Annotated in this window: 28 protein-coding genes; 17 read left to right on the top strand and 11 right to left on the bottom strand. The window is 65.5% G+C overall.

Features of this window, described 5'->3' with window-relative positions; genetic code table 11:
• Positions 1-7 precede the first annotated feature (7 nt).
• The 6 genes from ACQR0Z_RS30460 (at position 8) to ACQR0Z_RS30435 (ending at position 5,104) form a co-directional block, all read left to right on the top strand.
• The gene (locus tag ACQR0Z_RS30460; RefSeq protein WP_434921081.1) at positions 8-943 is read left to right on the top strand and encodes an ABC transporter permease; all 936 of its coding nucleotides are present in this window, start codon (positions 8-10) and stop codon (positions 941-943) included.
• Entirely contained in the window at positions 940-1,812 is an 873-nt protein-coding gene (locus tag ACQR0Z_RS30455) for an ABC transporter permease (RefSeq protein WP_434921080.1), read from the top strand. The genes ACQR0Z_RS30460 and ACQR0Z_RS30455 overlap by 4 nt, the downstream gene beginning before the upstream one ends.
• Position 1,813: 1 nt before the next feature.
• A complete protein-coding gene (locus ACQR0Z_RS30450; RefSeq protein ID WP_434921079.1) occupies positions 1,814-2,770 on the top strand; it encodes an ABC transporter ATP-binding protein in 957 nt (318 codons plus the stop codon).
• On the top strand, positions 2,767-3,624 hold the full coding sequence (locus tag ACQR0Z_RS30445) for an ATP-binding cassette domain-containing protein (protein WP_434921078.1): 858 nt from the start codon (positions 2,767-2,769) through the stop codon (positions 3,622-3,624). The genes ACQR0Z_RS30450 and ACQR0Z_RS30445 overlap by 4 nt, the downstream gene beginning before the upstream one ends.
• The gene (locus ACQR0Z_RS30440; protein WP_434921077.1) at positions 3,621-4,364 is read left to right on the top strand and encodes a maleate cis-trans isomerase family protein; all 744 of its coding nucleotides are present in this window, start codon (positions 3,621-3,623) and stop codon (positions 4,362-4,364) included. The genes ACQR0Z_RS30445 and ACQR0Z_RS30440 overlap by 4 nt, the downstream gene beginning before the upstream one ends.
• Before the next feature lie 68 nt (positions 4,365-4,432).
• A complete protein-coding gene (locus tag ACQR0Z_RS30435) occupies positions 4,433-5,104 on the top strand; it encodes a GntR family transcriptional regulator (protein WP_434875683.1) in 672 nt (223 codons plus the stop codon).
• Here ACQR0Z_RS30435 and ACQR0Z_RS30430 read toward each other — a convergent pair.
• Positions 5,071-5,721: an isochorismatase family protein gene (locus ACQR0Z_RS30430; protein WP_434921076.1), complete on the bottom strand. Its 651-nt coding sequence runs from the start codon at positions 5,719-5,721 to the stop codon at positions 5,071-5,073. The two genes, ACQR0Z_RS30435 and ACQR0Z_RS30430, sit on opposite strands and share 34 nt — an antisense overlap.
• Before the next feature lie 122 nt (positions 5,722-5,843).
• On the opposite strand from ACQR0Z_RS30430, the gene ACQR0Z_RS30425 reads away from it, so the two are divergent.
• Positions 5,844-6,704, top strand: a complete 861-nt coding sequence (locus ACQR0Z_RS30425; protein WP_434921075.1) for an isocitrate lyase/PEP mutase family protein — start codon at positions 5,844-5,846, stop codon at positions 6,702-6,704.
• Between the two features lie 199 nt (positions 6,705-6,903).
• Positions 6,904-8,580: a methyl-accepting chemotaxis protein gene (locus tag ACQR0Z_RS30420; RefSeq protein ID WP_434921233.1), complete on the top strand. Its 1,677-nt coding sequence runs from the start codon at positions 6,904-6,906 to the stop codon at positions 8,578-8,580.
• A gap of 195 nt (positions 8,581-8,775) precedes the next feature.
• Here the strand turns inward: ACQR0Z_RS30420 and ACQR0Z_RS30415 are convergent, their stop codons facing one another.
• The 4 genes from ACQR0Z_RS30415 to ACQR0Z_RS30400 all read right to left on the bottom strand — a co-directional run bounded on the left by ACQR0Z_RS30415 (position 8,776) and on the right by ACQR0Z_RS30400 (position 11,205).
• The gene (locus tag ACQR0Z_RS30415; RefSeq protein WP_434875686.1) at positions 8,776-9,189 is read right to left on the bottom strand and encodes a DUF4174 domain-containing protein; all 414 of its coding nucleotides are present in this window, start codon (positions 9,187-9,189) and stop codon (positions 8,776-8,778) included.
• Between the two features lie 380 nt (positions 9,190-9,569).
• Positions 9,570-9,944 (bottom strand): hypothetical protein, encoded by a 375-nt coding sequence (locus ACQR0Z_RS30410; RefSeq protein WP_434875687.1) that lies wholly within the window; start codon positions 9,942-9,944, stop codon positions 9,570-9,572.
• A 330-nt stretch (positions 9,945-10,274) separates the two neighbouring features.
• Positions 10,275-10,772, bottom strand: coding sequence for a nucleoside deaminase (locus ACQR0Z_RS30405; protein ID WP_434921074.1), 498 nt, complete (start codon positions 10,770-10,772; stop codon positions 10,275-10,277).
• 10 nt (positions 10,773-10,782) lie between these two features.
• Complete coding sequence (locus tag ACQR0Z_RS30400; protein ID WP_434921073.1) at positions 10,783-11,205, bottom strand: ferritin-like domain-containing protein; 423 nt, start codon at positions 11,203-11,205, stop codon at positions 10,783-10,785.
• 205 nt (positions 11,206-11,410) lie between these two features.
• Between ACQR0Z_RS30400 and ACQR0Z_RS30395 the strand changes: the two genes are divergently transcribed.
• Positions 11,411-11,758 carry a hypothetical protein gene (locus tag ACQR0Z_RS30395; RefSeq protein WP_434857356.1) on the top strand — a complete coding sequence of 116 codons (348 nt, stop codon included), beginning with the start codon at positions 11,411-11,413 and terminating at the stop codon, positions 11,756-11,758.
• On the opposite strand, the gene ACQR0Z_RS30390 is transcribed toward ACQR0Z_RS30395, so the two are convergent.
• Positions 11,755-12,399, bottom strand: a complete 645-nt coding sequence (locus ACQR0Z_RS30390; RefSeq protein ID WP_434921072.1) for a TetR/AcrR family transcriptional regulator — start codon at positions 12,397-12,399, stop codon at positions 11,755-11,757. The genes ACQR0Z_RS30395 and ACQR0Z_RS30390 overlap by 4 nt on opposite strands.
• A gap of 68 nt (positions 12,400-12,467) precedes the next feature.
• Between ACQR0Z_RS30390 and ACQR0Z_RS30385 the strand changes: the two genes are divergently transcribed.
• Positions 12,468-12,893, top strand: a complete 426-nt coding sequence (locus tag ACQR0Z_RS30385; protein ID WP_434921071.1) for a VOC family protein — start codon at positions 12,468-12,470, stop codon at positions 12,891-12,893.
• A 116-nt stretch (positions 12,894-13,009) separates the two neighbouring features.
• On the top strand, positions 13,010-13,465 hold the full coding sequence (locus ACQR0Z_RS30380; RefSeq protein ID WP_434921070.1) for an RbsD/FucU family protein: 456 nt from the start codon (positions 13,010-13,012) through the stop codon (positions 13,463-13,465).
• 12 nt (positions 13,466-13,477) lie between these two features.
• On the opposite strand, the gene ACQR0Z_RS30375 is transcribed toward ACQR0Z_RS30380, so the two are convergent.
• Positions 13,478-14,023 carry a GNAT family N-acetyltransferase gene (locus ACQR0Z_RS30375; protein ID WP_434857352.1) on the bottom strand — a complete coding sequence of 182 codons (546 nt, stop codon included), beginning with the start codon at positions 14,021-14,023 and terminating at the stop codon, positions 13,478-13,480.
• Positions 14,024-14,137: 114 nt separating this feature from the next.
• Entirely contained in the window at positions 14,138-15,343 is a 1,206-nt protein-coding gene (locus ACQR0Z_RS30370; RefSeq protein WP_434921069.1) for a M20/M25/M40 family metallo-hydrolase, read from the bottom strand.
• 145 nt (positions 15,344-15,488) lie between these two features.
• On the opposite strand from ACQR0Z_RS30370, the gene ACQR0Z_RS30365 reads away from it, so the two are divergent.
• The 3 genes from ACQR0Z_RS30365 to ACQR0Z_RS30355 are packed head-to-tail and all read left to right on the top strand — an operon-like array spanning position 15,489 to position 18,134.
• On the top strand, positions 15,489-16,247 hold the full coding sequence (locus ACQR0Z_RS30365; protein ID WP_434921068.1) for an SDR family oxidoreductase: 759 nt from the start codon (positions 15,489-15,491) through the stop codon (positions 16,245-16,247).
• Positions 16,244-17,182: a sigma-70 family RNA polymerase sigma factor gene (locus tag ACQR0Z_RS30360; protein WP_434921067.1), complete on the top strand. Its 939-nt coding sequence runs from the start codon at positions 16,244-16,246 to the stop codon at positions 17,180-17,182. The genes ACQR0Z_RS30365 and ACQR0Z_RS30360 overlap by 4 nt, the downstream gene beginning before the upstream one ends.
• Positions 17,142-18,134 (top strand): HlyD family secretion protein, encoded by a 993-nt coding sequence (locus ACQR0Z_RS30355; RefSeq protein WP_434921066.1) that lies wholly within the window; start codon positions 17,142-17,144, stop codon positions 18,132-18,134. The genes ACQR0Z_RS30360 and ACQR0Z_RS30355 overlap by 41 nt, the downstream gene beginning before the upstream one ends.
• 201 nt (positions 18,135-18,335) lie before the next feature.
• Here ACQR0Z_RS30355 and ACQR0Z_RS30350 read toward each other — a convergent pair whose 3' ends face one another.
• Positions 18,336-18,638, bottom strand: a complete 303-nt coding sequence (locus ACQR0Z_RS30350; protein WP_434875697.1) for a hypothetical protein — start codon at positions 18,636-18,638, stop codon at positions 18,336-18,338.
• 147 nt (positions 18,639-18,785) lie between these two features.
• Here ACQR0Z_RS30350 and ACQR0Z_RS30345 point away from each other — a divergent pair, with 147 nt between their 5' ends.
• Entirely contained in the window at positions 18,786-19,061 is a 276-nt protein-coding gene (locus ACQR0Z_RS30345) for a hypothetical protein (protein WP_434921065.1), read from the top strand.
• Here the strand turns inward: ACQR0Z_RS30345 and ACQR0Z_RS30340 are convergent.
• Both ACQR0Z_RS30340 and ACQR0Z_RS30335 read right to left on the bottom strand, forming a co-directional pair.
• The gene (locus tag ACQR0Z_RS30340; RefSeq protein ID WP_434921064.1) at positions 19,043-19,189 is read right to left on the bottom strand and encodes a hypothetical protein; all 147 of its coding nucleotides are present in this window, start codon (positions 19,187-19,189) and stop codon (positions 19,043-19,045) included. The genes ACQR0Z_RS30345 and ACQR0Z_RS30340 overlap by 19 nt on opposite strands.
• A 23-nt stretch (positions 19,190-19,212) precedes the next feature.
• On the bottom strand, positions 19,213-19,845 hold the full coding sequence (locus ACQR0Z_RS30335) for a TetR/AcrR family transcriptional regulator (protein WP_434921063.1): 633 nt from the start codon (positions 19,843-19,845) through the stop codon (positions 19,213-19,215).
• A gap of 118 nt (positions 19,846-19,963) precedes the next feature.
• Between ACQR0Z_RS30335 and ACQR0Z_RS30330 the strand changes: the two genes are divergently transcribed.
• Both ACQR0Z_RS30330 and ACQR0Z_RS30325 read left to right on the top strand, forming a co-directional pair.
• Positions 19,964-21,034, top strand: coding sequence for an NAD-dependent epimerase/dehydratase family protein (locus tag ACQR0Z_RS30330; RefSeq protein WP_434857344.1), 1,071 nt, complete (start codon positions 19,964-19,966; stop codon positions 21,032-21,034).
• Between the two features lie 398 nt (positions 21,035-21,432).
• Positions 21,433-23,049 (top strand): NAD(P)/FAD-dependent oxidoreductase, encoded by a 1,617-nt coding sequence (locus ACQR0Z_RS30325; RefSeq protein WP_434921062.1) that lies wholly within the window; start codon positions 21,433-21,435, stop codon positions 23,047-23,049.
• The last annotated feature ends 23 nt before the right edge of the window (positions 23,050-23,072 follow it).

Here is a 23,072-nt window from a genome sequence, read left to right as displayed (position 1 = left end):
CGGGATCGTGATCGCCATCGCATACCGCATCATGGGCGCGATCGTGACGCTGGCAGGCGTCAGCCTGGTGCTGTTCGTGCTCGTCCATACGATCCCGGTATCTCCGGCGCGCGTGGTGCTCGGCGCCGATGCCTCCGAGGCTGACATCGCCGAGTTCGACCGGGATCACGGGCTCGACCGGCCGCTGTGGAAGCAATACGCGTCGTGGATCGGCGGCGTGGCGCGCGGCGATTTCGGCAACTCCGTGATCGACGACACGCCCATTTCGAGCCAGATCGCCGATACGTTTCCGGTCACCTTCGAGCTCGTCGTGCTCGGCTTCGCGTTCTCGCTCGCGACGGCCATTCCCCTGGGCGTTCTCTCCGCGCTCTATGAGGGGCGGGCGATCGATCAGGTCGCGCGGGTGCTGTCGGTCGCGGGCGTGTCGATCCCGAGCTTCTGGCTGGGGCTGATGCTGATCGCATGGGGCGCGGTGGCGCTGCGCTGGTTTCCCGCCGGCGGCTACGTGCCCTGGCGGGACGGGGTCGTCGCGCATCTGCAGTCGATGACCTTGCCGGCGATTGCGCTCGGCATCTACTACGTCGCCATCATCAGCCGGATGACGCGCTCGGCCGTGGCCGATGTGTTGAGGGCCGACCACGTCCGGGTGGCGCAGGCGATGGGACTGCCGCGGCGCCGCATCCTGGTCTACGTCCTGAAGAATGCCTTGCCGCCGGTCGTCACCGTCGCCGCGATGTCGTTCGGCTACATGTTCGGTTGGTCGCTGATCGTGGAGCAGGTGTTCAATATCGCCGGCATGTCGCGGGCCCTGCTGAGCGCGATCTTCCGGCGTGACTATCTGATGATCGAGAACGTCGTGCTCGTCATCACCGCGGTCTTCATCGCCGCCAATGCGCTGGCCGATCTTCTCTACACCTGGCTTGATCCGAGGTTGTCGCGATGAGCGGAGCTGGATGGCGCCTGGAGAGCCGGATCGGCCTCGCGCTCGTGCTCGCGGCGGCCGCCACCGCGCTGCTGGCGCCGTGGATCGCGCCCTATGATCCGCTCGCCGTCGATCTGAGCCGCAAGCTCGCGCCGCCGAGCGCGCTGCATTGGATGGGCACCGATCAGACCGGACGCGATATCCTCAGCCGCATCATCTGGGGCGCGCGGCCCTCGCTCACCGTCGGCCTGCTCGCGGTCGCGATCGGCCTGACCGGCGGCATTGCGCTTGGCGTCAGCGCCGGTGTCGCGAGAGGCTTCTGGGAGCAGGCGGCGATGCGCACGGTCGATGGCCTCGCCGCGATCCCGATGCTGATCTGGGCGATCGCCGTGGTCGGCATCGTCGGCGTCGGCCCCGTGCCGGTCGGGCCCTGGCTGCTGCCGAACGAGAGCAAGATCATCCTCCTGGTCGGCATCCTCTACATTCCGCCGCTCGCGCGCGTGACCTATGGCGGCGCGCTGGTGGAAGGGCAGGCGGACTATGTCCGGGCGCGGCGGATGCAGGGCGCGTCGCGGCTCTCCATCATGTTCGGCGACGTGCTGCCGAACTGCCTGTCGCCGGTGATCGTGCAGGCGACCCTTCTGATCGGTGTCGGCATCGTGGTCGAAGCCAGCCTGAGTTTCGTCGGGCTCGGCGTGGAGCCGCCGAACCCGAGCTGGGGCGGCATGCTGGCCGACGCGCGCAAATACATCTTCTCCGGCGAGTGGTGGACCTACGTCTTTCCCGGCCTTGCGATCTCGCTGAGCGTGATCGGCTTCAATCTTCTCGGTGACGCACTTCGCGAGCTGCTCGATCCGCGCAGCGCGGCCAGCCTGTCGATGGTGGCGTGAGATGGCGCTGCTGGAGCTCGACGATCTCCATATCGGCTATCCCGCTGACGGCGGGATGATCGAGCTGGTCCGCGGGTTGAGCCTGTCGCTCGACGCCGGAGAGGCGATCGGCCTGGTCGGTGAATCCGGATCCGGCAAGAGCCAGACCGCGCTCGCGATCCTGCAATTGCTGCGGCCGCCGCTCCGCATCCTCAAGGGGCGCATCCGGTTCGATGGCCAGGATCTGACCGATGCCGGCGAGGCCGCGCTGCGCCGCCTGCGTGGAGGTGCCATCTCCATGGTGTTTCAGGATGCCATGTCGGGGCTCAACCCGGCCTTCACCGTCGGCGTGCAGCTGACCAACGTGATCTCCGCGCACCGCAAGGCGAGCCGCGCCGAGGCAACGCGGATCGCGGTCGAGGCGCTCGACATGGTCGGCATCCGCAATCCCGAGGCCCGCCTGCGACAATATCCGCATCAATTCTCGGGCGGCATGCGTCAGCGGGTTCTGATCGCGATGGCCATCGCCTGCCGCCCGAAGCTGCTGATCGCCGACGAGCCGACCACGGCGCTCGACGTCACCGTGCAGGCGCAGATCGTCGATTTGCTCGGCGACCTCCGGCGCAAGCTCGGCCTTGCCGTGCTGTTCATCACCCACAATCTCGACCTGATGGCCCAGCTCTGCGACCGTGCCGTCGTGCTCTATGGCGGCATGCTGATGGAGGAGGGCAAGGTCGACGCGCTGTTTGCTGCTCCCGCGCATCCCTATACGCGTGCGCTGCTCGCCTGCGTGCCGCGGTTGTCCGATCTGCCGGGCGTCATTCATACGATCGAAGGGTCGGCGCCGGTGGCCGGACGGCTCACCACGGGATGTCCGTTCGCGCCCCGCTGCGGCGCGCGGGTCGCGCAATGCGCTGACAGGCCGCCGGTGCGGCTCGTCGCCAGCGGCCGCATCGCCTGCTGGAAGGCGGCCGCATGACCGCGCTGCTCGAACTCGTCGACATCTGCAAGACGTTCGAACTCGAGCGCCGGCTGCTGCCGCGGCTGCTGGGCGCCCGCCAGCAATTGCATGCCGTGAACAGCGTCAGCCTCAAGGTTCCGCGCGGCGGCGTGCTCGGCGTCGTCGGTGAAAGCGGCTGCGGCAAGTCGACCTTGGCGCAGATCATCATGCGGCTGGAGCGACAAAGCTCGGGCCGCATCCTGTTCGACGGCCACGACATCAGCGCCCTCGACGGCGCGGCGCTGCATCCGTTTCGTCGCCGCTTCCAGATGGTGTTCCAGGATTCGACGGCCTCGCTCAATCCGCGCAAGACGGTGCAGCGGACCTTGCAGGAAAGCCTGGCGCTCGCCGGCACGCCGAAACCGCAGCGCGCGTCCGCAGCCACGGACCTGCTCGGCATGGTCGGGCTGGATGCCGAGCTGCGCGGCCGCTATCCGCACCAGCTGTCGGGCGGTCAGCGCCAGCGCGTCGCGATCGCGCGGGCGCTCGCGATGCAGCCGGAGCTGCTGGTCGCCGATGAGCCGGTGTCGTCGCTGGACGTGTCGCTGCAGGCGCAGATCCTGCGTCTGTTGATCTCGCTGCGCCAGCGTCTCGGTCTGACGATGATCTTCATCAGCCACGATCTGGCGCTCGTGCATCATCTCTGCAGTGAGGTGGCGGTGATGCAGGCCGGCGTGATCGTGGAGCAGGGCACGCCGGCGCAGGTGCTGCGCGAGCCGCGTCACGACTACACGAAGAAGCTGCTCGCTGCGGTGCCCAGGGCATCGGCGCACGTGCAACAACGCGTCATGACACCCATTTCGTCTGCTGACTTTCAAGGAGAATCCGAATGACCGACGCGCTCGGATGGCGCAAGAAGTTCGCGGTCCTGGTGCCGTCGACCAATACGTCGGTGCAGCCTGAATTCGACGGCATGCGCCCGGTCGGCGTCACCAACCACATCAGCCGGATCCGCATCCCGAACATGGCGTTGCGCAGCAATGACGACTTCCAGCGCCTGGTCGAATTGATCGCAGCGGCGCAGATCGAAGCCGTCGACAGCGCCATGTCGATGGAGCCGGACCGTCTGGTGCTGGGCATCTCCGCCGAGTCGTTTTGGGACGGCTATGCCGCGGCCCGGCGGCTCAAGCAGGAGCTCGAGCAGCACAGCGGCATCGCGGTCACCACCGGCTCGGACGCGGTCGAGTCCGTGCTCAAGCTGATCGGGGTCAAGCGGATCGCGGTGATCACGCCGTATTTTCCGGTCGGCGACGAGAACGTCGTGCGCTTCTTCGAGGAGGCCGGCTTCTCGGTCGCGAAGATCCTCGGACTGAAATGCGAAAGTCCGGTGGCGATTGCCCATGTGAGCGAGGCGCGGCTGCGCGATGCGATCGTCGCGGTCAACGCGCCGGATGTCGAGGCCATCGTGCAGGTCGGCACCAACCTGGCGATGGCCGCGCTCGCGGCCCGCGCCGAGATCTGGCTCGGCAAGCCCGTGATCGCGATCAATACCGCCATCTACCACCACGCGCTGCGGGCGTCGGGGATCGACGACAAAATCCCGGGTTGGGGGCCTCTGCTGGAGCGCTACTAGCAGCGCGAGCGGCTATATATAGTCCGAATCGGCGCGAATGCCGCAGACAAGAGAGAGCGGGGAGGCAAATGGCAGCAGCAGTCGAGAGGGCCTATGCCGCGATCCGGGAGGGCATCCTGGGCGGCAAATATCCCGGCGGCTCACATCTGAAGGCGGAGGATCTCGCCGATGCCGTCGGCGTCAGCCGGACGCCGGTTCGTGAAGCGCTGCGCCGGCTGCACGCCGAGGGTCTGGTCGATTTCGTCGCCAACCGCGGCGCCTATGTGCTGAGCTGGGAACGCTCCGATGCCGAGGAGGTGTTCAGCCTTCGCATGGTGCTGGAAAGTTTTGGCGCAGAGCAGGCCGCCGTGCGGCGTTCGCCCGAGCAGCTCGCCCGGCTGCGCGAGCTCGCCGAGCGCATGAGCGTGGCGGCGCGCGAGCGCGGCGAGCATCATCTGGAGGTGATCGCCGAATTGAACACGGAGTTTCACCAGCTGCTGCACGACGCATCCGGCGTGAAGCGGCTGGGGCCGCTCCTGAAGACCATCATCCAGATCCCGCTGACCATGCGAACCTTCAGCCGCTACGACGATGAGGATCTCCAGCGCAGCGCGGCCCATCATTGCGAGATCGTCGCGGCAATCGAACGGCGCGACAGCGAATGGGCGGGGGCGGTGATGCGCAGCCATATCGCGGCCGCGCGTCACGTCATTCTCGGAAGCGACGCTCAGATCGTCGCGTCAGCCAGCGACGCCGCATGATGCGAGGTCAAGTGCTGGCGGAGATCCGAAAGCGGCATCAGGTCCGCATATTTCTGTCCCATGTCGAACAGATTGGCTTCATGCGGCGCGATCGCCCGGTCGCCGACACAGTCGGTCACCACGACGGTCCGCAGATTATGCGCAGAGCTGTCGACGACGGTGGCACGAACGCATCCCGAGGTCGTGCATCCCGCCACCAGCAGCGTATCGATCCTGTTCCACGTCAGCCAGGCGCTGAAGTCGGTGCCGAAAAAGGCCGATGCGTGTCGCTTCTTGACGATCAACTCGCCCGGGCGCGGCTGCAATTGCGGCACGAACTGGCTGAGCGGGCTGGTCTCGGTGAGCTTCAGCAGGCCCGGGGCTTTCCTCGCAAAGGCGCCGGCGTCGCTGCCGTCGTCGGCATAGACCACCCGCGTATGAGCGATCGGAAGTCCGCACGCCCGCGCCAATTCGAGCAGTTCGACGGTGCGCTCGATCGCAGGATCGATGTTGCCGCCGCCGAAATGATCGGGGTCGGTGAAACCGTTGATGAAGTCCACGACCACGACGGCCGGGCGATCGCCGAGGCCGACGGTCTGCGCAAATCCCTGTTTGGCGTAGATATCAAGTTCGCTCATGCATGCTCCGCGTCAGTGACGAGCTACTCTGTCACAACAAACTCGTCCTAACAACTGTCGTGCGGCACTGCCTGTGCTGCAATTCCTCTCACTCCATCGCAACGTCAAGCAACGAGGTATTCATGGCATCCCCCGCGCTCAAAACATCGATCGAAGCCCGCGAGTTCATTGTCGCGCCCGGCGTCTATGATCTCATCTCGGCCCTGATGGCGGATCGCATGGGTTTCAAGGCGCTGTATGTCACCGGCTACGGCACGGTCGCCTCCGCGCTCGGCCTTCCCGACGCCGGGCTCGCGACCTACACGGAGATGATCGATCGCATCGGCTGCATTTGCCGCATGACCAAGACGCCGGTCATCGCCGACGCAGATACGGGCTATGGCGGCCTCTTGAATGTCCGCCACACCGTGCGCGGCTATGAGGCGGCCGGCGTAACCGCGATCCAGATCGAGGACCAGGAGTTTCCCAAGAAGTGCGGCCATACGCCGAACCGGCGCGTGGTGCCGATGGCCGACATGGTTCGCAAGATCAAGGTCGCCAGTGACAGCCGCAGCAGCCGCGATTTCCTCATCGTCGCGCGCACCGACGCGCGGACATCGCTCGGCCTCGACGAGGCGCTGCGCCGTGGCGAGGCCTATGCAGAGGCGGGCGCCGACATCGTCTTCATCGAGTCACCGGAGACCGAGGCGGAGATGGTGGATATCGGCCGGCGCATCAAGACGCCGCTCGTCGCCAACATGGTCAATGGTGGGCGGACGCCGATGCTGCCGGCCAAGCGCCTTGCCGAAATCGGATTTTCGCTCGCGATCTTCCCCGCGGTCGGCTTTCTCGCGACCGCCAAGGCGCTCGAGACGGCCTATGCCGATCTCAGGGACAACGGCACCACGACCTTGTCCGACACGATGTTCTCTTTCGCGGAATTCAACAAGCTGATCGGCTTCGAGGACGTCTGGGCATTCGAACGCCGCTATGCGGAGACGTGAGATCGGCTTCGCCTGCTATCCCCTGGAAACTCATCGAGATATGTCATCACGGTATTCCGATAGTCCGTAGTACTACGAGGGAGGGTTAATGGGCGATTAACGGCGATCGGCCAGCATGGGAGGCGAGTTGCATGGTCGCAATTCTTGCCTGCCGCGGGGGCGCGGCCTGTTGGGAGCTAAAAAGGTGCTGTCCTTCCTGATGAATTTGAAGACGTCACGTAAGATTGGTGCCGCCTTCCTCTTGACGATCATCGTATCCTTGGTGGCGAACGTCGTAACGTGGCAGAACCTTGGTACGCTCGCCCAGAACAACCAATGGACGGTCCACACCTATCAGGTGATCGATACGACCAAGGCGCTCGTCTCGGCGATGGTGGATGCCGAAACCGGCGTGCGCGGCTTTCTGGTCGGCGGGACGGACAACTTTCTCGAGCCCTACCGAAATGCGGACGCGGCTTTCAAGACTGCGTTGAAGGAAGTGAGGCAACTGACGTCCGACAATGCCGCCCAGCAACATCGGCTGGAGCAGATCGAGACGGCCGCCAAAGGCTGGCGGCAGGACGTCGCTGAAAAGGAAATCGCGCTGATGCGCAATCCGCAGACGATCGCGGAGGCGCGCAATCTCGAAGCCTCCGGCGCCGGCAAGAAGTACATGGATGGACTGCGCGGCCTCGTGAAAGAGGTGATCGACGCTGAGGCGTCGCTGCTGCACACCCGCGCGGAGGCCGCTGATGCAGCTCTCGCATCCTCGAAAATGGCCATCATGGTCGGTGGAGTCGTGATGGCGGTCATCGCGCTGCTCTCGCTGCTGATCCTGAACTCGGCCGTGACGCGCGGCATCACCAGCATGACGGTGGCAATGGGGCGGCTGGCCGACCAGGATTTGAGCGTTGTCATTCCTTACGCCGATCGCCGCGACGAAGTCGGCGAGATGGCGAAGGCCGTGCAGGTTTTCAAGGACAACGCGATCCGCGTGCAGGCCCTCGAGGCGGAGCAGAAGGAGACGGAGCGCAGGCAGGTCGAGCAGCGGCGCCGCGACATGCTGGATCTGGCCAACCGTTTCGAACAGGCCGTCGGCGAGATCGTCGACACCGTGTCGTCGGCATCGACACAGCTCGAGGCCTCAGCCGGCAGTCTCAGCAAGACCGCGGAACGCTCTCAGGAGATGTCCACGTCGGTGGCCGCCGCCTCGGAAGAAGCCTCGACGAATGTTCAATCGGTGGCCTCGGCGACCGAGGAGTTGTCATCCTCCGTCACGGAGATCAGCCGTCAGGTGCAGGAGTCCGCGCGGATGGCGAACGAGGCCGTCGGGCAGGCGCGCAAGACCAACGAACAGGTCGCCGAACTCTCCAAGGCCGCGGGTCGGATCGGTGACGTGGTCGAACTCATCAACACCATCGCCGGGCAGACCAATCTTCTGGCGCTCAACGCCACCATCGAGGCGGCGCGCGCCGGCGAGGCGGGACGTGGTTTCGCGGTGGTTGCGACCGAGGTCAAGGCTCTCGCGGAGCAGACGGCCAAGGCGACCGGCGAAATCGGCCAGCAGATTGGCAGCATCCAGACGGCGACCAACGAATCCGTCGATGCGATCAGGGCCATCTCCACGACGATCGAAAAGTTGTCCGAGATTGCCTCGACCATTGCTGCGGCGGTCGAGCAGCAGGGGGCGGCGACGCAGGAAATCTCCCGCAACGTCCAGCAGGCGGCCTCCGGCACGCAACAGGTGTCGACCAACGTTGTTCAGGTCCAACGCGGGGCGTCCGAGACCGGCTCTGCCTCGAGCCAGGTCTTGTCTGCGGCGAAGTCACTGTCTCGCGACAGCGAGCGATTGAAAACCGAGATCGGCAAGTTCCTTACAACGGTCCGGGCGGCCTGACATCGGGCGCGTGCGAGCTCCGGAGCTTCATAGTCGCTCCGGAGCGGCCCTGAGATGTGATCGCGGATAGGTTTCTCGAACGATCTGCAGATCGACAAGATCTGCGGCTTCAACGGTTAGACCGCCCTCAGGGGCGGTCGTCTCGAAGAGCGAGACCGGAGCTCGGACCTGTCGTAGGCGGGGTCACGTCGCGGGTCAGCGCTCCTTCATCCTGTCGCGCCGCATCTCGTCCTGCCGCATCGGCATCGCATCGATGCGCTTGAACAATGCCTCGGCCGAAATGGGCTCGTCCGACGCGAACGCCGTGTGGCCATCCTTGCCGATGAGATACACCCTGAAGCGGCGGCCGTCGGTGCCGAGTGCGGCCCGCAATTGCCGCGACGAGGTGCTGTCGTCATCGGCTTGCAGCAGGACGATGGCGCGCTCGGACATGCCGGCTCTGGCGGCATCGTAGATCCGGCGTTGCTGCTGCGTGGCTGCGTCGTCGGATCCGGTCACCACCAGAAGGCGGTTCTTCCATCGGTAGGAGTCGAGTGGAGAGGCGTCGCTCGGGTGCGGCATGGCGATCCATCCCAGCAGGAATGCGGTCGTGAGCAGATGTAGCTGCATGGTCGGGGCCTCCTGATGGCTCTCGCCAGAACGCTGGCAGCCGCGCGGTGGATCTGTTGTCCTGCCGCCGGCATCCGCGCGGAAAAACGGCCTCCGCCGTGTGCCCTGCTGCTCCTCGTGTCGAATGCTGCCGCGACTCTCGATGCGGTCTCGATGTCCTGGCAATAGGCATGCGCGCCGAATCTGACCGCGCCGGCATCCCGGACTTCGAACGGCATCGGAATGAAGCCGCCCTGTCCGTGCCGAGGACGACGCGGCCGTCCGTGCGGGATGCCGGACTAAGCGGCGTAACATCAATGGCCGTGACGAGCCCGGCCATGACGCCGTCGGACGACGAGCGGCGCGACCACGGTCGCGCCGAGATTTCGATCGGGGGCGGCTCAGCGGCAGTTCCAGGTCGTGCCCTGCGCACACACGGCATTCGGGCTGTCGCCGCCATAGACCTGATAGGGGAATTCGCCCTTGCGGTAATAGCCATAGGCGTGAGGGTTCGGGCCGTAATAGGACGGCCCGTAGTACCCTGGGCCGCCATACACCGGACCGTCATAGTAGTCATAGGCGTCGCGGCTCGCAGCAATCGCAAGTCCGGTGCCGATGGCACCAGCCGCAAGCGCTGCGCCCACCGCAGCGCCGCCGCCGCCGTGCCAGCGCCCGTTCCGCGCCTCGGCGCTGGTCGGAGTCAAGGCGCCGATCGCGAGTGCGGTCAGCGAAGCGATGACGGCCGTGCGGCCGAGCAGAACAGTTTTGGTCGACATGTCTGGCCTCCAATGAGTATGCCGTGGTCGGCTGATGGGTCCAATGTCGGCCTCGCCGAGACGTCTCGACGACGGTCCGAACAGAGCGGTGTCAAACGCGAGATCAATTCCAGGTCTGGCCCGACCTCGTGCGGCACGGGAGGCGCGAAGACGGATCCACCGACCTAGAACTGCGACCAGCCTTTCGAGTTCCGCCGCGCACGGGGCGCATGCCGACATTGCCCGTCGCGCCAGTTTGTCGCGGCCCTCGGGCGCATGCGGCCGCGAGACGGCCGGCCATGCTCGCTGCTTGAAGATCAAGCTGTTTGGGGCGTGAAGACAATGCCGGCGTTACCGGTTGCCCTGGTCCTCGATCGGGACATCGTCCCATGGTCGATAGTACAGCTTGCTGCAGGCCTCGCGCAGAACGCCGCCTTCGATCGAGATGTCGTCGCGATAGGCGTTCGCGACGAAGTCGAGCGTGTCGACGTGCCGGGCCTCGAAGTACATCTGGTGCACGTCCTCGCGGCCGGCGCCGTAGACGATGCGGCCCACCTTGCTCCAGATCGACGCCATCGTGCACATGCCGCACGGCTGCAGCGTGGTGTAGAGCGTAGCGCCGCGCAACTCGCCATCGTCGAAGCCGCGGCCGGCGGCGCGGATGGCTTCGATCTCGGCATGCGCCGTAGCGTCGCGCTTGGCCGACACGTGATTGCGCTCGGCGGCGATGACGTCGGAGCCGAGCACGATGACGCAGCCGATCGGCGACAGCGACGGATCCGCGCCATCCTGCGTGGCGACCTTGATCGCCTCCTGCATGAAATGCTCGTCGGTTTTCAGGTTCGGCACGATCGGGCGCTCAGGTTGCGAGCTGCTTCATCTCGGCGATCTTCGCCTGCAACGTCTCGCGCTGCCGGCGCAGCGTGGCCGCGGTCTCGGCGTCACCGGCGCAGTCCTGCAGCGCGTCGTCGTATTGACCGAGAATCTGCTCCTCGCCACTGACGAAGGAGGACAGCGCATTCGTGCCGAGGCCGGTCACCGCGGCGCGGACGCGGATGACGGTCTGGTGCACCGTGGACATGAATGAGCCGGACTCGTCCGGCGTCTCGCCCATCCGCCGCAGCGCGTCGTGCAGCTCGGCGTGATCCCGCTCCTTGAGCGCGATCATCTCGGCAAACAGCGCCTTGAGCGCCGGCGTCTCGGCATCATCGGCGGCTTCCTGATAGCCGTTGCGCGCATCAACCAGGGACGTGTGCAGTGTCTTCAGGCTGTCTGCAGCCATGGTCGCCTCATCGTTTTGCTGAGTGGAAATTTCGACCACGACAATCCGGCGTCGCAGGCTTTGTTCCGGCCCGCTGCCTTCCGCCACAGGGGCGTGCGACTGGCGTTGCCGCACACGGTCACGACCGCGGATGGTTGCCCGCGCGGGGCCGGCATCGTAAGCTCGCGGCTTGCAAGGAGTGTGATCGCAGAGGACGGCGCGGGTGATGGAGGAGGACGACCGGAGCGGACAGATCGCCTTGATCGAGATGCGGATCGAGCAGCTGGCCGACATGGCCGAGCGGTGCCGAAAGATCATCCTGGCGTCGAAGGTCCTGATCTCGGTCGGCGCGGCCTTGCTGCTCGGCGCGGTGCTCGGCCTGCTCGGGTCCAACGCGGTGGCGCTGCTCGGCGCGATTGCCGCGGTGCTCGGCGGCATCGTGTCGCTCGGATCGAACGTCAGCACCTTGCGGCAGACCACGGCGGCGATGGCCGATGCCGAGGCGCTGCGATCGGACCTGATCGGCAGCATCGATCTCCGCGTGGTCGGCGAGGGCAGGCGACTCGGAGTTTAGCTCGGCCTAGAGTGAGGGCGTGGCGCCCCATCTTGCTTGCGGCGTCGTCCGTCCGTCGCCAGCCCGCGAAGGATCTGCTCGATCACGGCGAGCACATCCGCCGGCGCGACGCCCTCGCTGACATCGATGGCGGCGCGCTCGAACATGGCCGAGAGCAGCGAGGCGAGCGCATCGAGCGGCAGGCGGGGCAGGGCACCGGCAGCGATCTCCTCGCCGAGGCCGGTTTTCAGGCTGGCGTCGCCGTTGCGTGCTTCGATGGCGCGAATCTCGTCGCGGCCCAGCACGGCCGGGCCTTCGATCAGCAGCAGCCGCGTGCGGCCTTCGGCCTGCATCGCCTGCACATAGGCCTTGGCGCCGGCGAGCAGTCGCGCCTGCGCGGACAGCTCCGGCGCGTCGGCGGCCGCGATCGCCAGGGCAACATCGGCGGACTCCGCTTCGACCACGGCGCGAAAGATCGCCTGCTTGTCCGCGAAGTGATGATACAGCGCGCCCCGCGTGACCCCCGCCGCTTCGACGATCATCGGCGTGCTGGTCGCGGCATAGCCGTGTGCGACGAACAGGCGCCGCGCCGTCGCGACAAGCCGCGCCCGCATCTCGGCGGTCCGCTCGGGATTGCTGCGCCGGGTCGATTTCACTTGCATACAGTCTGCCTGTTTGTTAAAAACAAGAAACATACAGAATGTATGTTTATTTGAGGGAGAAGGGAAGCATGAAGATCACCAGCTACTACCCCGTCCTCATGGCCGACGACGTCGCCGGAACGGCCGCGTTCTATGTCCGGCACCTGGCGTTCCAGCCGCTGTTCGAGGCCGACTGGTACGTCCATCTGCAGTCGACACGTGACCCCGCCGTCAATCTCGCGATCCTCAAGGGCGACCACGCGACCATCCCCGAAGCCGCGCGGGGCCGGGCCTCGGGTGTGCTGCTCAATTTCGAAGTCGAGGATGTCGACATGGTGCATGCCGAGGCGGTCGCGGCCGGGCTGCCGATCCTGCTGCCGCTGCGCGACGAGGAGTTCGGCCAGCGGCATTTCATCACGCAGGACCCGAACGGCGTGCTGATCGATGTCATCAAGCCGATTCCGCCGAGCGCAGCCTTTGCCGCGCAATACGCGCCCCACGCGCTGCCGCAGTGACGCATGACGATTGCGGCTCGCCGCATCCATTGCGACACTCGCATCCAACACATCGAGCGCCTGCGCCAGGCCGAGGCGCAGGCGGTCGGCAGACGAAGCAACACGGGGAGAACGCCATGCTGAAGGGGATCGATCCGCTGCTCAATGCCGACGTGCTCTATGCGCTCAGGGCCATGGGGCATGGTGACCGGCTGGTGATCTGCGACACCAACTTTCCAGCGGATGCGATCGCGCGGCAGACCGTGTTCGGCGAACTGCTGCGCATCGACAATGTCAGCGCGGCGCGGGCCGTTCAGGCGGTGTTGTCGGTGCTGCCGCTCGACACCTTCATCGACGATGCCGCCCTGCGCATGGAGGTCGTCGGCCATCCCCTGGAGGTCACGCCGGTGCAGCAGGAGGTGCAGGCCGCGATCGACGCGGCCGAGGGCAGGCCGTGGCCGCTGGTCGGCGTCGAGCGCTACGCGTTTTATGAAATGGCCAGATCAGCCTATTGCGTGATCGCCACCGGCGAGCGCCGTTTCTATGGCTGCTTCATCTTCAGCAAGGGCGTGATCCCGCCGGAGGAGGTGTAAGGCAAATCCGCCTCAATGCTCCTGCCGCATGATCTTCTCGAAGCGGAAGAAGTCGCCATCGTCGGGCATGCCGTCCAGGGCAGGCCGGTGCGGCAGCGGATTGTGCGCGTTGTAGTATTCGACGATCCGAAAGCCGCATTTGTTGACATAGAAGTGGATGTTGCGCTTCTCGAAATAGGGCGTGAACGTCTGCCACACCCGGGTCTCGGGATAGCGCGCCTCGATCGCGCGCCATGCGCGCTGCCCGAGGCCGCGGCCATGTTGCCGGATCGAGATGTAGAACAGGTCGAGCGAATTGCGCTGCGAGACCGGATCGATGGTCAGGACGACGCCCCCCACACGCCGTCCGTCCAGCAGCACATGATAGGTCGCGGCGCCCGGCGCGGTGAAGGACTGTTCGATATCGTCAGCGGACGGAATCGCCTGATCCGGAAACGAGCCGAGCTCGTCCATCAGGGCAGCCGAGAACGCCTCCTGCAGTTCCCGCTTGAATGCCGGCAGATCGCGCGTGTCCGCGACTTCGAGGGTGACGCGGTCGTCTTCACGGTCGTGTTGCAAGGTCGCCTCGCTGCAGAGCTGCCCACGCGATCCGCCGCGTCCAGGCGCGGTAATGTGAACGCCGTGAAGCTTACCGCCGTCTGACGTGCCGACGTTGGCGAAGCGTCGCGTCACTCACCCCATCGTCGCCAGCCGCACCGCGAGCGCGCAGGCGCGGTCGTATTCGTCGCGGTTGATCCACTCGTCGATCGTGTGCGGTTCGTTCTGGCCGGTGCCGAAGGTGACGGTGGGGATGCCGTGGCGGACCATCCAGTTGGCATCGAGGCCGCCATTGCCGGCGCGCAACGCCGGCGTCGCGCCGATGTCGGCGACGGCGGCGGTGGCGCGCTTGACGACGGGCAGGGTGTCCTTGATCTGGAACGGCGGAAACTCCGTCACCGCCTTGAACTTGACCCGGCCGGACTTGCCGTCGCTGTTGGTGACTTGCCTGGCGGCCTTCTCGAACGCGGCCTTGTAGGCATTGCTGATCTCGCGGACGAATTTGGCATCATGGCTGCGGCACTCGCCGACGACATGGATGTAGTCGGTGACGACGTTGGTGGCGTCGCCCGCGGGGCGGCCCTCGCCGCCGGTGACCGGGCCGACATTGCTGGTCCCAAGCTTGGCGTCCTTGCCCTTGCCCTTCACCACCTTCCCGAACCAGCCGCCGGCTCTGACCTCGGCGAGCGCCAGCGACAGGATTATGGTGGCGCTGATGCCGCGCTCCGGCGCGACGCCGGCATGCGAGGCGCGGCCGAAGATCTCGACCTCCCATTTGTCGGCGCCGACCGCGGCGATCGTGATGCTGGACGCGGAGCCGCCATCGAAATTGAACGCCATCTTCGGCGCGCCGAGCGCGTCGAGATCGACATGCCGCGCGCCGTGCAGCCCGCTCTCCTCGCGCACGCAGAACAGGAGCGTGATCGGCGGATGATCGAGCTTTTGCCGGATCAGCTCGGCGGCCAGCGTCACCAGAATGCCGCAGCCGCAGCGGTTGTCGCCGCCGAGCGCGGTCTTGGCCTGGTTCACGATCTTGCGCCCCGAGATCTTCGGCTGCGCGCCGGCGCACAGCGGCACCGTGTCCATGTGGGTCATGAACATCAGCCGCGGCTGATCCTTCAGGCTGCCGCGGCCGGGCAGCTCGACGATGAGATTGCCGGTCTCGGTCGGCAGCGCGATGCGGCTATTGGCGTCGTCGAACCGCATCGCCTTGGCCGGCACCCCGGCCTGCTTCAGCGCCGCCATGATCTCGCGCCCGATCGCCTTCTCCTGTCCGGTGACCCCCGGCACGGCGAGAAAACGCATCAGGCGATCGGTGGCGGCGGCAGTGTCGACGGACATCAGGCGATTCCCATGTTTGAACGAGGGCCGGAACATCCAGCCCGGCGTCCCCTGGCGCAAGGGGACTCTTACAATCAATTCGGTCGCCTGACTCCTTTTCGATGCCTCGATCGTCTTCATGTCATCTGGACAATGGAGCATCATCATGAGCCTGAAGGACAAGTCGATCGTCGTCACCGGTGGCAGCCGCGGCCTTGGCCTCGGGATCGTGGAGGCGCTGGTCGATCACGGCGCCAAGGTGACCGTGGTTGCGCGCGGAGCCGAGGCGCTGAGCGCCGCCGCTGACCGGCTGGCCGTGGCGACGATCGCCGCCGACGTCACCGACGAGGCCGCCGCGCATCGCATCGTCGGCGACATCCGGCCGGACATCCTGATCCTGAACGCCGGAACGACCCCGCACATGGACCGGCTGGATCGGCTGAGCTGGCAGGACTTCTCGGTCGCCTGGGACACGGACGTCAGAGCGGGCTTGTACTGGATCCAGGCGGCGCTCAAACTGCCGCTCAAGCCGGGAAGCCGGGTCCTGGTCGGATCGAGCGGCGCGGCGGTGGGCGGGTCACAGATGTCGGGCGGCTACGCCGGCGCCAAGCGCATGCTCTGGTTCATGACCAAATACGCCAATGGCGTGGCGCAGGACGACAAGCTCGGCATCCGCTTCCAGGCAATCGTGCCGCGCATGATGATCCTGGGCACCGGCATCGGCGACACCGCCGCGGGCGCCTATGCGGGCGCGATGGGCATCACGCCGGAGGCGTTCGTCGCCCGCTTCGGCGCGCCGATGCCGCCGCGCGCCTATGGCGATCGCGTCATCGCCGTGCTGGAGGACAAGCGGTTTGACGAAGGCGTCGTGTTCGGTCTCAACGGCGACGACGGCGTCACGGTGATGGAAGGAGCGGCGGCTTGAGCCGCGGCCGGCCCAAATCCGAGGAGGCGCGCACCGAGCTCGTCGCGCTGGCGCAGCGGCTGCGGCCGGAGCTGCACCGCTATGCCGCGCGGCTGATGGGCTCGGTGATCGATGGCGAGGACGTCGTGCAGGACGCGCTCGCCCGCGCGTTCGCAGCCGTCGACGACATGCCTGATGTCGCGACGCCGCGCGCCTGGCTGTTCCGCATCGCGCATAATCGCGCGCTCGACCTGCTGCGCAGCCGCGCGCTGCGGGCCGCGGAGCCGATCGATGCGGCCGTCGACGTCGTCGATGCCGCCGCGCCCGATCCCGTGGAGATGATGATGCGCCGGGAAGCGATCGAAACCGCCATATCGCGCTTCACCGCGCTGCCGCTTCACCAGCGTAGCGTGCTGATCCTCAAGGACGTGCTGGACGAGCCGCTCGCGGAGATCGCAGCCCTGCTCGATCTGACGCTCGATTCGGTGAAAGCCCATCTCGCCCGCGGCCGCGCGCGGCTGCGCGAGATCAACGCCAGCGCCATCGATCCGCCGCCTGCAAGGCCGCCATCCGACGCGGTGGCGCGTTACGTCGCGATGTTCAACCGGCGTGATTGGGACGGCTTGCGTGCGTTGCTGGCCGACGACGTCAAGCTGAACCAGTCCACGCATCCCGTCCGTTCCGGCGCGGCCGATGTCGGCATGTTCTTCCAGATCTACGCCAAGGCCGACACCATCTGGCTTGCGCCCGCATGGCTCGAGGGCAGGGAGGTGATCGCGGTCTTCGAGGACCGCGGGGATCACGAGCCCAGCTACGTCATGTGGCTCGCGTGGCGCGACGGAAAGATCAGCTTCATCCGCGACTACCGCTACGTCCGCTATGTCGTCGCCGGCGCCGAACTGGTGCTTGCACCCGATGCAGGGCGCGCCGGCAGGGGCATTGTTTCGAGAACCTGAACACCGCATTTGGTCCCGGCGCCATTATCAACCGGCCCGGGAGCCGCCACATCGGCGCAACGAGCATGATGGTCACGAAAAACCCGTCGGGGCGGCAACGCAGGCGATGCCGTCGTGGGAGCGCGCGGTGGTCGAACAGCAAGGATCGGGCGGAACCCGGATGGTCAATCCGAACAAGGAGCGCTCGCCGGCGGATGCGCGGGCGACACCGCCTGCGTCCGCAGGCCGTGCGTTGCGGCCGCTCGCCGGGCTTGGCCTGATCGTGGGAATGTTCATCGCGCTGTGGTGGATGGTCGATTACGTGACCGTCGGCCAGTATCTCGTTCATACCGACGAGGCCTATGTCGGCGGGAACGAAGTCCCGGTCAGGTCGGCCGTGCCCGGCCGGGTCAGTGAACTGCTCGTGACCGATCATCAGGAGATCGCCGCCGGACAGCTTCTCGCGCGCATCGCGCCCCGCGAGGCGGACACAGCGACTGTCGCGCTGAACGACGTCATCGCTCCCGTCGCCGGCGTGGTGACGGTGGGCGGTCTCCATGTCGGCGACGTCGTCACGGCAGACCGGTCGATGATGGCGGTGGCCACGCCGGGCGAGCCCCACATCACCGCTGTCCTCGCTGTCTCCGACATCACCTATGTCGCGCTCGGACAGGCGGTCACGATCGAGGTGCCGGGCCTGCCGTCCATCCGGCTCTACGGACATGTGGCGGATGCCGAATGGATCGGTGCGGCGCCGGGGTCGCCGAACGGCGAAGACCGCGTCGCCCTGAAGATCCGCCTGAAGACGGTCCTTCCCGCCGAATTGAGGCCGGGCATGGCCGTTAGCGCCACCATTCTGACCGGCCTGACCGGGACGGAGCGGATGGTCTCGGAGATCCTGCAGGAAAAGGCCCAGCGAAGCTGCCGCTGCGCGCAGGATCTCCACCCCGCGTCCGTGCGGCAGCGCATCTGACTACAGCCATTCCGCGCAATGCGCTATCGATCCATGCGCTGCCTGATACTGCGCCCTCTCCCACCCTGGCGAAGCTTCGCTTCGCCTTGGGGGAGAGGGCGCAGTCACGACGATCGTCGTTCGGCTTCTGAACGTCGGCTGCAAGGATGGATGCGCCGAAACGACATCGTCGTCATACGTCGAGCCGTCCGCGCTGCGTGTTCAATGGTTCAGTGCCTGCACGCCATCATGCACCTGATAGACCACCTTGCCCTCTCGCCATGCGAACGGCGCGCCGGGGTTTCGGCAGGCGATGGCGGACTCTGGAATCAGTTTGTCGCACAGCATGACGATGATGGATTCCAGCGGCGCCGACGTATCGTTCTCCTCGGTCATGCGGTCGATCGAGATCTCGCCGCCCTCGACGCCGTCATCGATGTGCACGATGAAGATCTCCTCATGGCCGTGAATGCCATGCGCCGTCACCCGGAACACTTCTCCCTTGTATTCGAATTCGCGAACCATCGTTTCCGCCCTTGATGAGTTTGTTGATCGCCGCAAGCGGGGGCGGAAGCTAGGAGCGGTCGGCGCGGGGGTCAAGAAAAGTTGGTGTCGCGAATCCGACAAAATGCATCTGCCAGTGAAGTAGTTCGGAGTAGTTTGCAGCGATCGTTGCAGTGCAGCGAGGTGTTGCCCGCGCTGTGCTCATCGCTGCCAGTGGCGGGCCTCGGCGCGCAGCCAGCGCTGTTGCAGGAAGCCGCTCGCGGCGAGGACCGCGACATGACCGAGTGGCAGTTCGAGGAGATGATCGCCGACAATCCGCCGCCTTGCGCGCGTGAGCAGCGCCTGGCCGCGGGCGCGCGGCACCATCCGGTCGAAGCGGCCGAAGACGAGCCGGCCGTCGGGCGCGACGCGCTCGATCCAGTTGATCAGTTGATCGGATTGTAGCGGCCGAGCGCGCCGGCAACATCGTCGCACCGGTAGCTGCGCCGCTCGGTCCCCTGCCGGACCGCGCGCGCCGCCGGGCTCGCCCAGATCATCAGTTCGCCGCGATCGGCGGAGGCGAAGCTCCACAACGGCCGGCCGATCCTGCCCGCCTTCAATCAAGTCCAGCGCGGAAACCGGCGCAGAGCGTTCGTACGACGTTGCGAGCCATTTTCTCGCTCGGAAGATTAGCTGCGGCCGCCGCTGCGACGTGGGCGGGGTGCACGAAAACGGTGACTGCATCTCGTACGACGCCAGCCGCCGCATCAATATCGTCAACTTTGATTTCGCCACGTTTTTTCGCGTCAGCGAGAATGCGGGCGATGAGCGAAGTCATTGCTCGGGAATAGGCCGCGATGATCTCTGGCCGCTCTTCCACAATGCGACGGTACAACCCGTAAACTTCCGGGTCGGCAACGAAGCGTTCGCGCTTGCGGGCGTGCAGCGCAAGCACCATGCCCTCGATCCGCTCTGCGAATGGTCCTTTGGCGTCCGCGAAGCGACGCGCCATCTCTTCCTCATCACGCATGGCCTCGACGACGAGCGCATCGAAGAGGTCAGCTTTGGAGCGGAAGTGGCGATAAATCGTCGTGTGTGACGTACCCATGGCCCGGGCGACATCGACAACGTTGGTCTTGGCTTCGCCATGACGTCGCACCTGATCACGCGCCGCATCCAGAATCTGCGCCCGAAACGAATTTTCGTCGTCGGGAGAGGGGGGTGCGGAGGTGGAATCCTTCGATTTCATGGTCCCATCACAATAACGGTGGGTCTCCGAATACGCAAACGAACAAAATATGAAATATGTTCGTTGACTTTTGAACGAGTGATCATCAGGATCGGACCATCAGCAGAAGAGGTCCGTCATGATTGCTACCGCTTCATCGTCCCGCCCTCCGCGCCTCGCTCTTGTGACGGGTGGCTCAGGCTTCGTCGGACGTCACCTGATCGCGCGTCTTCTCAGGGAGGGTTGGCAAGTGCGTGCGCTCGCCCGCAGCGCGGACAGCGAGGCAAAGGTGAAGGGTCTCGGAGCAAGCGTCGTCCCCGGCGAACTCAACGACGAACAATCGCTGCGACGAGCGATGGACGGATGCGAGGTCGTTTTCCACGTGGCCGCGCACTTCAAGCTTTGGGGAAAGCAGAAAGTCTTCGACACGGTCAACGTCGAGGGTACGCGCTCGGTCGTCAAAGCTGCAGTTGCGACGAGCAGCGTGCGCCGCGTGGTCGCCGTGAGTGCCGCGGCCGTTGTCATGGGCGATCCCGAACCAATGTTCGATGTCGACGAGAGCTTCCCTCTGCACACGCGGGCCTTCTCGCCTTATGGATCATCGAAGGCCGAAGGTGAGTGCGCTTTGCTCGCAGCCAACGGCGTGAGGCCAGGTCTGGAGACGGTCGCACTGCGGCCACCATTCATTTGGGGCGGCGAGATGCCGACTCTTGATCACATGGTGGAGACGGTGAAGGCCGGACGATGGCAGTGGGTGTCCGGTGGCGAACAGGCCATGTCGAGCTGTCATGTCGATAATCTGTGTCATGCGCTGCTTCTCGCCGCAGACGCGGGTCGCGGCGGCCACGCCTATTTCGTCGCGGATGCCGAGCAGAGCACGTTGAAAAGCTTCATTTCGTCGTTGCTTGCCACGCGCGAGGTGACTGCACCGGACAAGGCGGTCCCGTTCAGGATTGCCTGGATGATGGCCGGGATGATGGGCGTCGCGTGGCGTAGGCTGCGCCTCAAGGGTGAACCGCCGATTACGCGGCAGATGTTACGCCTTATCGGCCAGCCGTTCACCATCAGCATCCGCAAGGCTCAAGCCGAGTTGGGCTATACGCCGCAGATCACGATGCGCGAAGGCCTGTCGGCGATGCGGAAGACCGCGCCCAAGTTCGCTGGTGCCCTTGCTCAACACGGCGAGCACCGCGCGAGCATTGCTTCGTGACGACCTTATCAGGCCGCTCGGCGGGCTTTTTCGGAAGTCCTGCCGCCCTTGTCGCGAATGCTTTAACGATCGGCATGCTTGGGGGCATTCACGATGAATCTCGCCTGCGCCCAGTGGTTGAGCATTTGGCGCGCATCGGCTGGCTCGTTGAGTCAGAGCAAGATCAGGAGTGATGGACAGCCGGTTTTATTCGATGTCGCTTCTGGGCCAACTCGTACCGCCGGTCTGCGCCCGGCGACGTCCGCTCCCGAGATGTAACCCGGAGTAAGCCGTCGGACGGCCGGAGGGCAGCTTTTGACCCAGAGCGAACATGTCGCCTTGCGGATACGGATGGCGTCATACGCCGCGCCTTTGTTGTGCTACAAGATGGCAATTCCAACCTACTCGTCGCGGTGCAAGTGATTCGCCTGACCGAAATCAAGTTACCGCTGGATCATCCGGCTGAAGCAATCAAGAAGGCGGCCGCCGCTCGGTTGCGCATACCGGTGGAGCATCTGCTCTCGTGCGCGATATTCCGGCGCGCCCATGACGCACGTAAAAAGTCCGACATCGCGCTGGTCTATTCGCTCGATGTCGAGGTGAGGGACGAAGCGGCCGTGCTGAAGCGCTTCGCAAAGGACAAGGATGTTGTTCCCGCTCCAGATATGACTTACCGGTTTGTCGCTCGCGCGCCAGAAAGCCTGCGCGTGCGGCCGCTCGTGATCGGTGCCGGGCCTTGTGGACTGTTCGCGGCGCTTGTGCTTGCCCAGATGGGCTTTCGGCCGCTCATTCTGGAGCGCGGCAAAGTGGTGCGGGAGCGCACCAAGGACACTTGGGCGCTATGGCGCCGCTCTGTGCTTGATCCAGAATCGAACGTGCAATACGGCGAGGGTGGTGCGGGAACGTTTTCCGATGGCAAGCTCTACAGCCAGGTCAAGGATCCGCGCCACCTCGGCCGCAAGGTGCTGACCGAGTTTGTCAAGGCGGACGCGCCATCTGAAATTCTCACCGAAGCTCACCCCCATATCGGGACTTTCCGCCTCGTGAAGATGGTGGAGAACATGCGGGCCACGATCGAAGGGCTTGGTGGAGAATACCGTTTCAAGAGCCGCGTTGCGGATTTCGATATCGAGACGTCCAGCAACGGTGAGCGGCGCATCCGTGGCGTCATACTGGCCGACGGTGAGCGCATCGCAGCAAGCCATGTCGTGCTCGCGATCGGCCACTCGTCGCGCGATACTTTCCAGGTTCTGGCGGATCGCGGGGTCCACGTGGAGGCGAAGCCGTTCTCGATCGGCTTCCGGATCGAGCATCCGCAATCTGTTATCGATGCGGCGCGGTTCGGCGCTCGCGCGGGGCATCCTGTTCTGGGCGCCGCGGATTACAAGCTTGTCCATCATGCCTCCAATGATCGCGCCGTTTACAGTTTCTGTATGTGTCCGGGCGGCACAGTGGTCGCAGCAACGTCCGAGCCTGGACGCGTGGTCACCAATGGCATGAGCCAGTATTCACGCGCCGAGCGCAACGCCAACGCGGGTATCGTGGTCGGGATTACCCCGCGCGATTTTCCGGGCGGGGCGCTGGCGGGGGTCGATTTCCAACGGCGCTGGGAGTCGGCGGCGTTTGTTGCGGGGGGCGGCACTTACGCGGCGCCGGGGCAGCGTGTCGGCGACTTCCTTGCCGGCGTACCGTCAACGTCGCTCGGCAGCGTTATCCCGTCCTACAAGCCAGGCGTCACACCGACTGACCTTTCTGCGTGCTTGCCCGACTATGCGATCGCGGCGATCCGCGAGGCGCTCGTTGTGTTCGGCCGCAGGATCCGCGGTTTCGATATGGGGGATGCGGTTCTTACCGGCGTGGAGACACGCACGTCTTCCCCCATTCGCATCACGCGCGACGACACGTTCCAGAGCCTCAACACCAAAGGGCTGTTTCCCGCCGGCGAGGGCGCTGGCTATGCCGGCGGAATTCTCTCCGCCGGCATCGACGGCATCAAGATCGCGGAAGCGGTGGCGAAGAGCATCGTCGTCGACTGACCTCCGGGAGAGCCGGTCCGACA

This window comes from Bradyrhizobium sp. HKCCYLS3077 (assembly GCF_051167555.1).
Classification (GTDB): domain Bacteria; phylum Pseudomonadota; class Alphaproteobacteria; order Rhizobiales; family Xanthobacteraceae; genus Bradyrhizobium.
Note: the sequence above shows the minus strand (reverse complement) of the source record. Positions and strands in the feature narration are given on the sequence as shown.

What these genes read in the sequence shown, in the direction of transcription:
- ACQR0Z_RS30455 (WP_434921080.1), top strand. Translation starts at nt 940, where the DNA reads ATGAGCGGAGCTGGATGGCGCCTGGAGAGCCGGATCGGCCTCGCGCTC.
- ACQR0Z_RS30450 (WP_434921079.1), top strand. Translation starts at nt 1,814, where the DNA reads ATGGCGCTGCTGGAGCTCGACGATCTCCATATCGGCTATCCCGCTGAC.
- ACQR0Z_RS30445 (WP_434921078.1), top strand. Translation starts at nt 2,767, where the DNA reads ATGACCGCGCTGCTCGAACTCGTCGACATCTGCAAGACGTTCGAACTC.
- ACQR0Z_RS30440 (WP_434921077.1), top strand. Translation starts at nt 3,621, where the DNA reads ATGACCGACGCGCTCGGATGGCGCAAGAAGTTCGCGGTCCTGGTGCCG.
- ACQR0Z_RS30435 (WP_434875683.1), top strand. Translation starts at nt 4,433, where the DNA reads ATGGCAGCAGCAGTCGAGAGGGCCTATGCCGCGATCCGGGAGGGCATC.
- ACQR0Z_RS30430 (WP_434921076.1), bottom strand. Translation starts at nt 5,721, where the DNA reads ATGAGCGAACTTGATATCTACGCCAAACAGGGATTTGCGCAGACCGTC.
- ACQR0Z_RS30425 (WP_434921075.1), top strand. Translation starts at nt 5,844, where the DNA reads ATGGCATCCCCCGCGCTCAAAACATCGATCGAAGCCCGCGAGTTCATT.
- ACQR0Z_RS30420 (WP_434921233.1), top strand. Translation starts at nt 6,904, where the DNA reads ATGAATTTGAAGACGTCACGTAAGATTGGTGCCGCCTTCCTCTTGACG.
- ACQR0Z_RS30415 (WP_434875686.1), bottom strand. Translation starts at nt 9,189, where the DNA reads ATGCAGCTACATCTGCTCACGACCGCATTCCTGCTGGGATGGATCGCC.
- ACQR0Z_RS30410 (WP_434875687.1), bottom strand. Translation starts at nt 9,944, where the DNA reads ATGTCGACCAAAACTGTTCTGCTCGGCCGCACGGCCGTCATCGCTTCG.
- ACQR0Z_RS30400 (WP_434921073.1), bottom strand. Translation starts at nt 11,205, where the DNA reads ATGGCTGCAGACAGCCTGAAGACACTGCACACGTCCCTGGTTGATGCG.
- ACQR0Z_RS30395 (WP_434857356.1), top strand. Translation starts at nt 11,411, where the DNA reads ATGGAGGAGGACGACCGGAGCGGACAGATCGCCTTGATCGAGATGCGG.
- ACQR0Z_RS30390 (WP_434921072.1), bottom strand. Translation starts at nt 12,399, where the DNA reads ATGCAAGTGAAATCGACCCGGCGCAGCAATCCCGAGCGGACCGCCGAG.
- ACQR0Z_RS30385 (WP_434921071.1), top strand. Translation starts at nt 12,468, where the DNA reads ATGAAGATCACCAGCTACTACCCCGTCCTCATGGCCGACGACGTCGCC.
- ACQR0Z_RS30380 (WP_434921070.1), top strand. Translation starts at nt 13,010, where the DNA reads ATGCTGAAGGGGATCGATCCGCTGCTCAATGCCGACGTGCTCTATGCG.
- ACQR0Z_RS30370 (WP_434921069.1), bottom strand. Translation starts at nt 15,343, where the DNA reads ATGTCCGTCGACACTGCCGCCGCCACCGATCGCCTGATGCGTTTTCTC.
- ACQR0Z_RS30365 (WP_434921068.1), top strand. Translation starts at nt 15,489, where the DNA reads ATGAGCCTGAAGGACAAGTCGATCGTCGTCACCGGTGGCAGCCGCGGC.
- ACQR0Z_RS30355 (WP_434921066.1), top strand. Translation starts at nt 17,142, where the DNA reads ATGCAGGGCGCGCCGGCAGGGGCATTGTTTCGAGAACCTGAACACCGC.
- ACQR0Z_RS30350 (WP_434875697.1), bottom strand. Translation starts at nt 18,638, where the DNA reads ATGGTTCGCGAATTCGAATACAAGGGAGAAGTGTTCCGGGTGACGGCG.
- ACQR0Z_RS30335 (WP_434921063.1), bottom strand. Translation starts at nt 19,845, where the DNA reads ATGAAATCGAAGGATTCCACCTCCGCACCCCCCTCTCCCGACGACGAA.
- ACQR0Z_RS30330 (WP_434857344.1), top strand. Translation starts at nt 19,964, where the DNA reads ATGATTGCTACCGCTTCATCGTCCCGCCCTCCGCGCCTCGCTCTTGTG.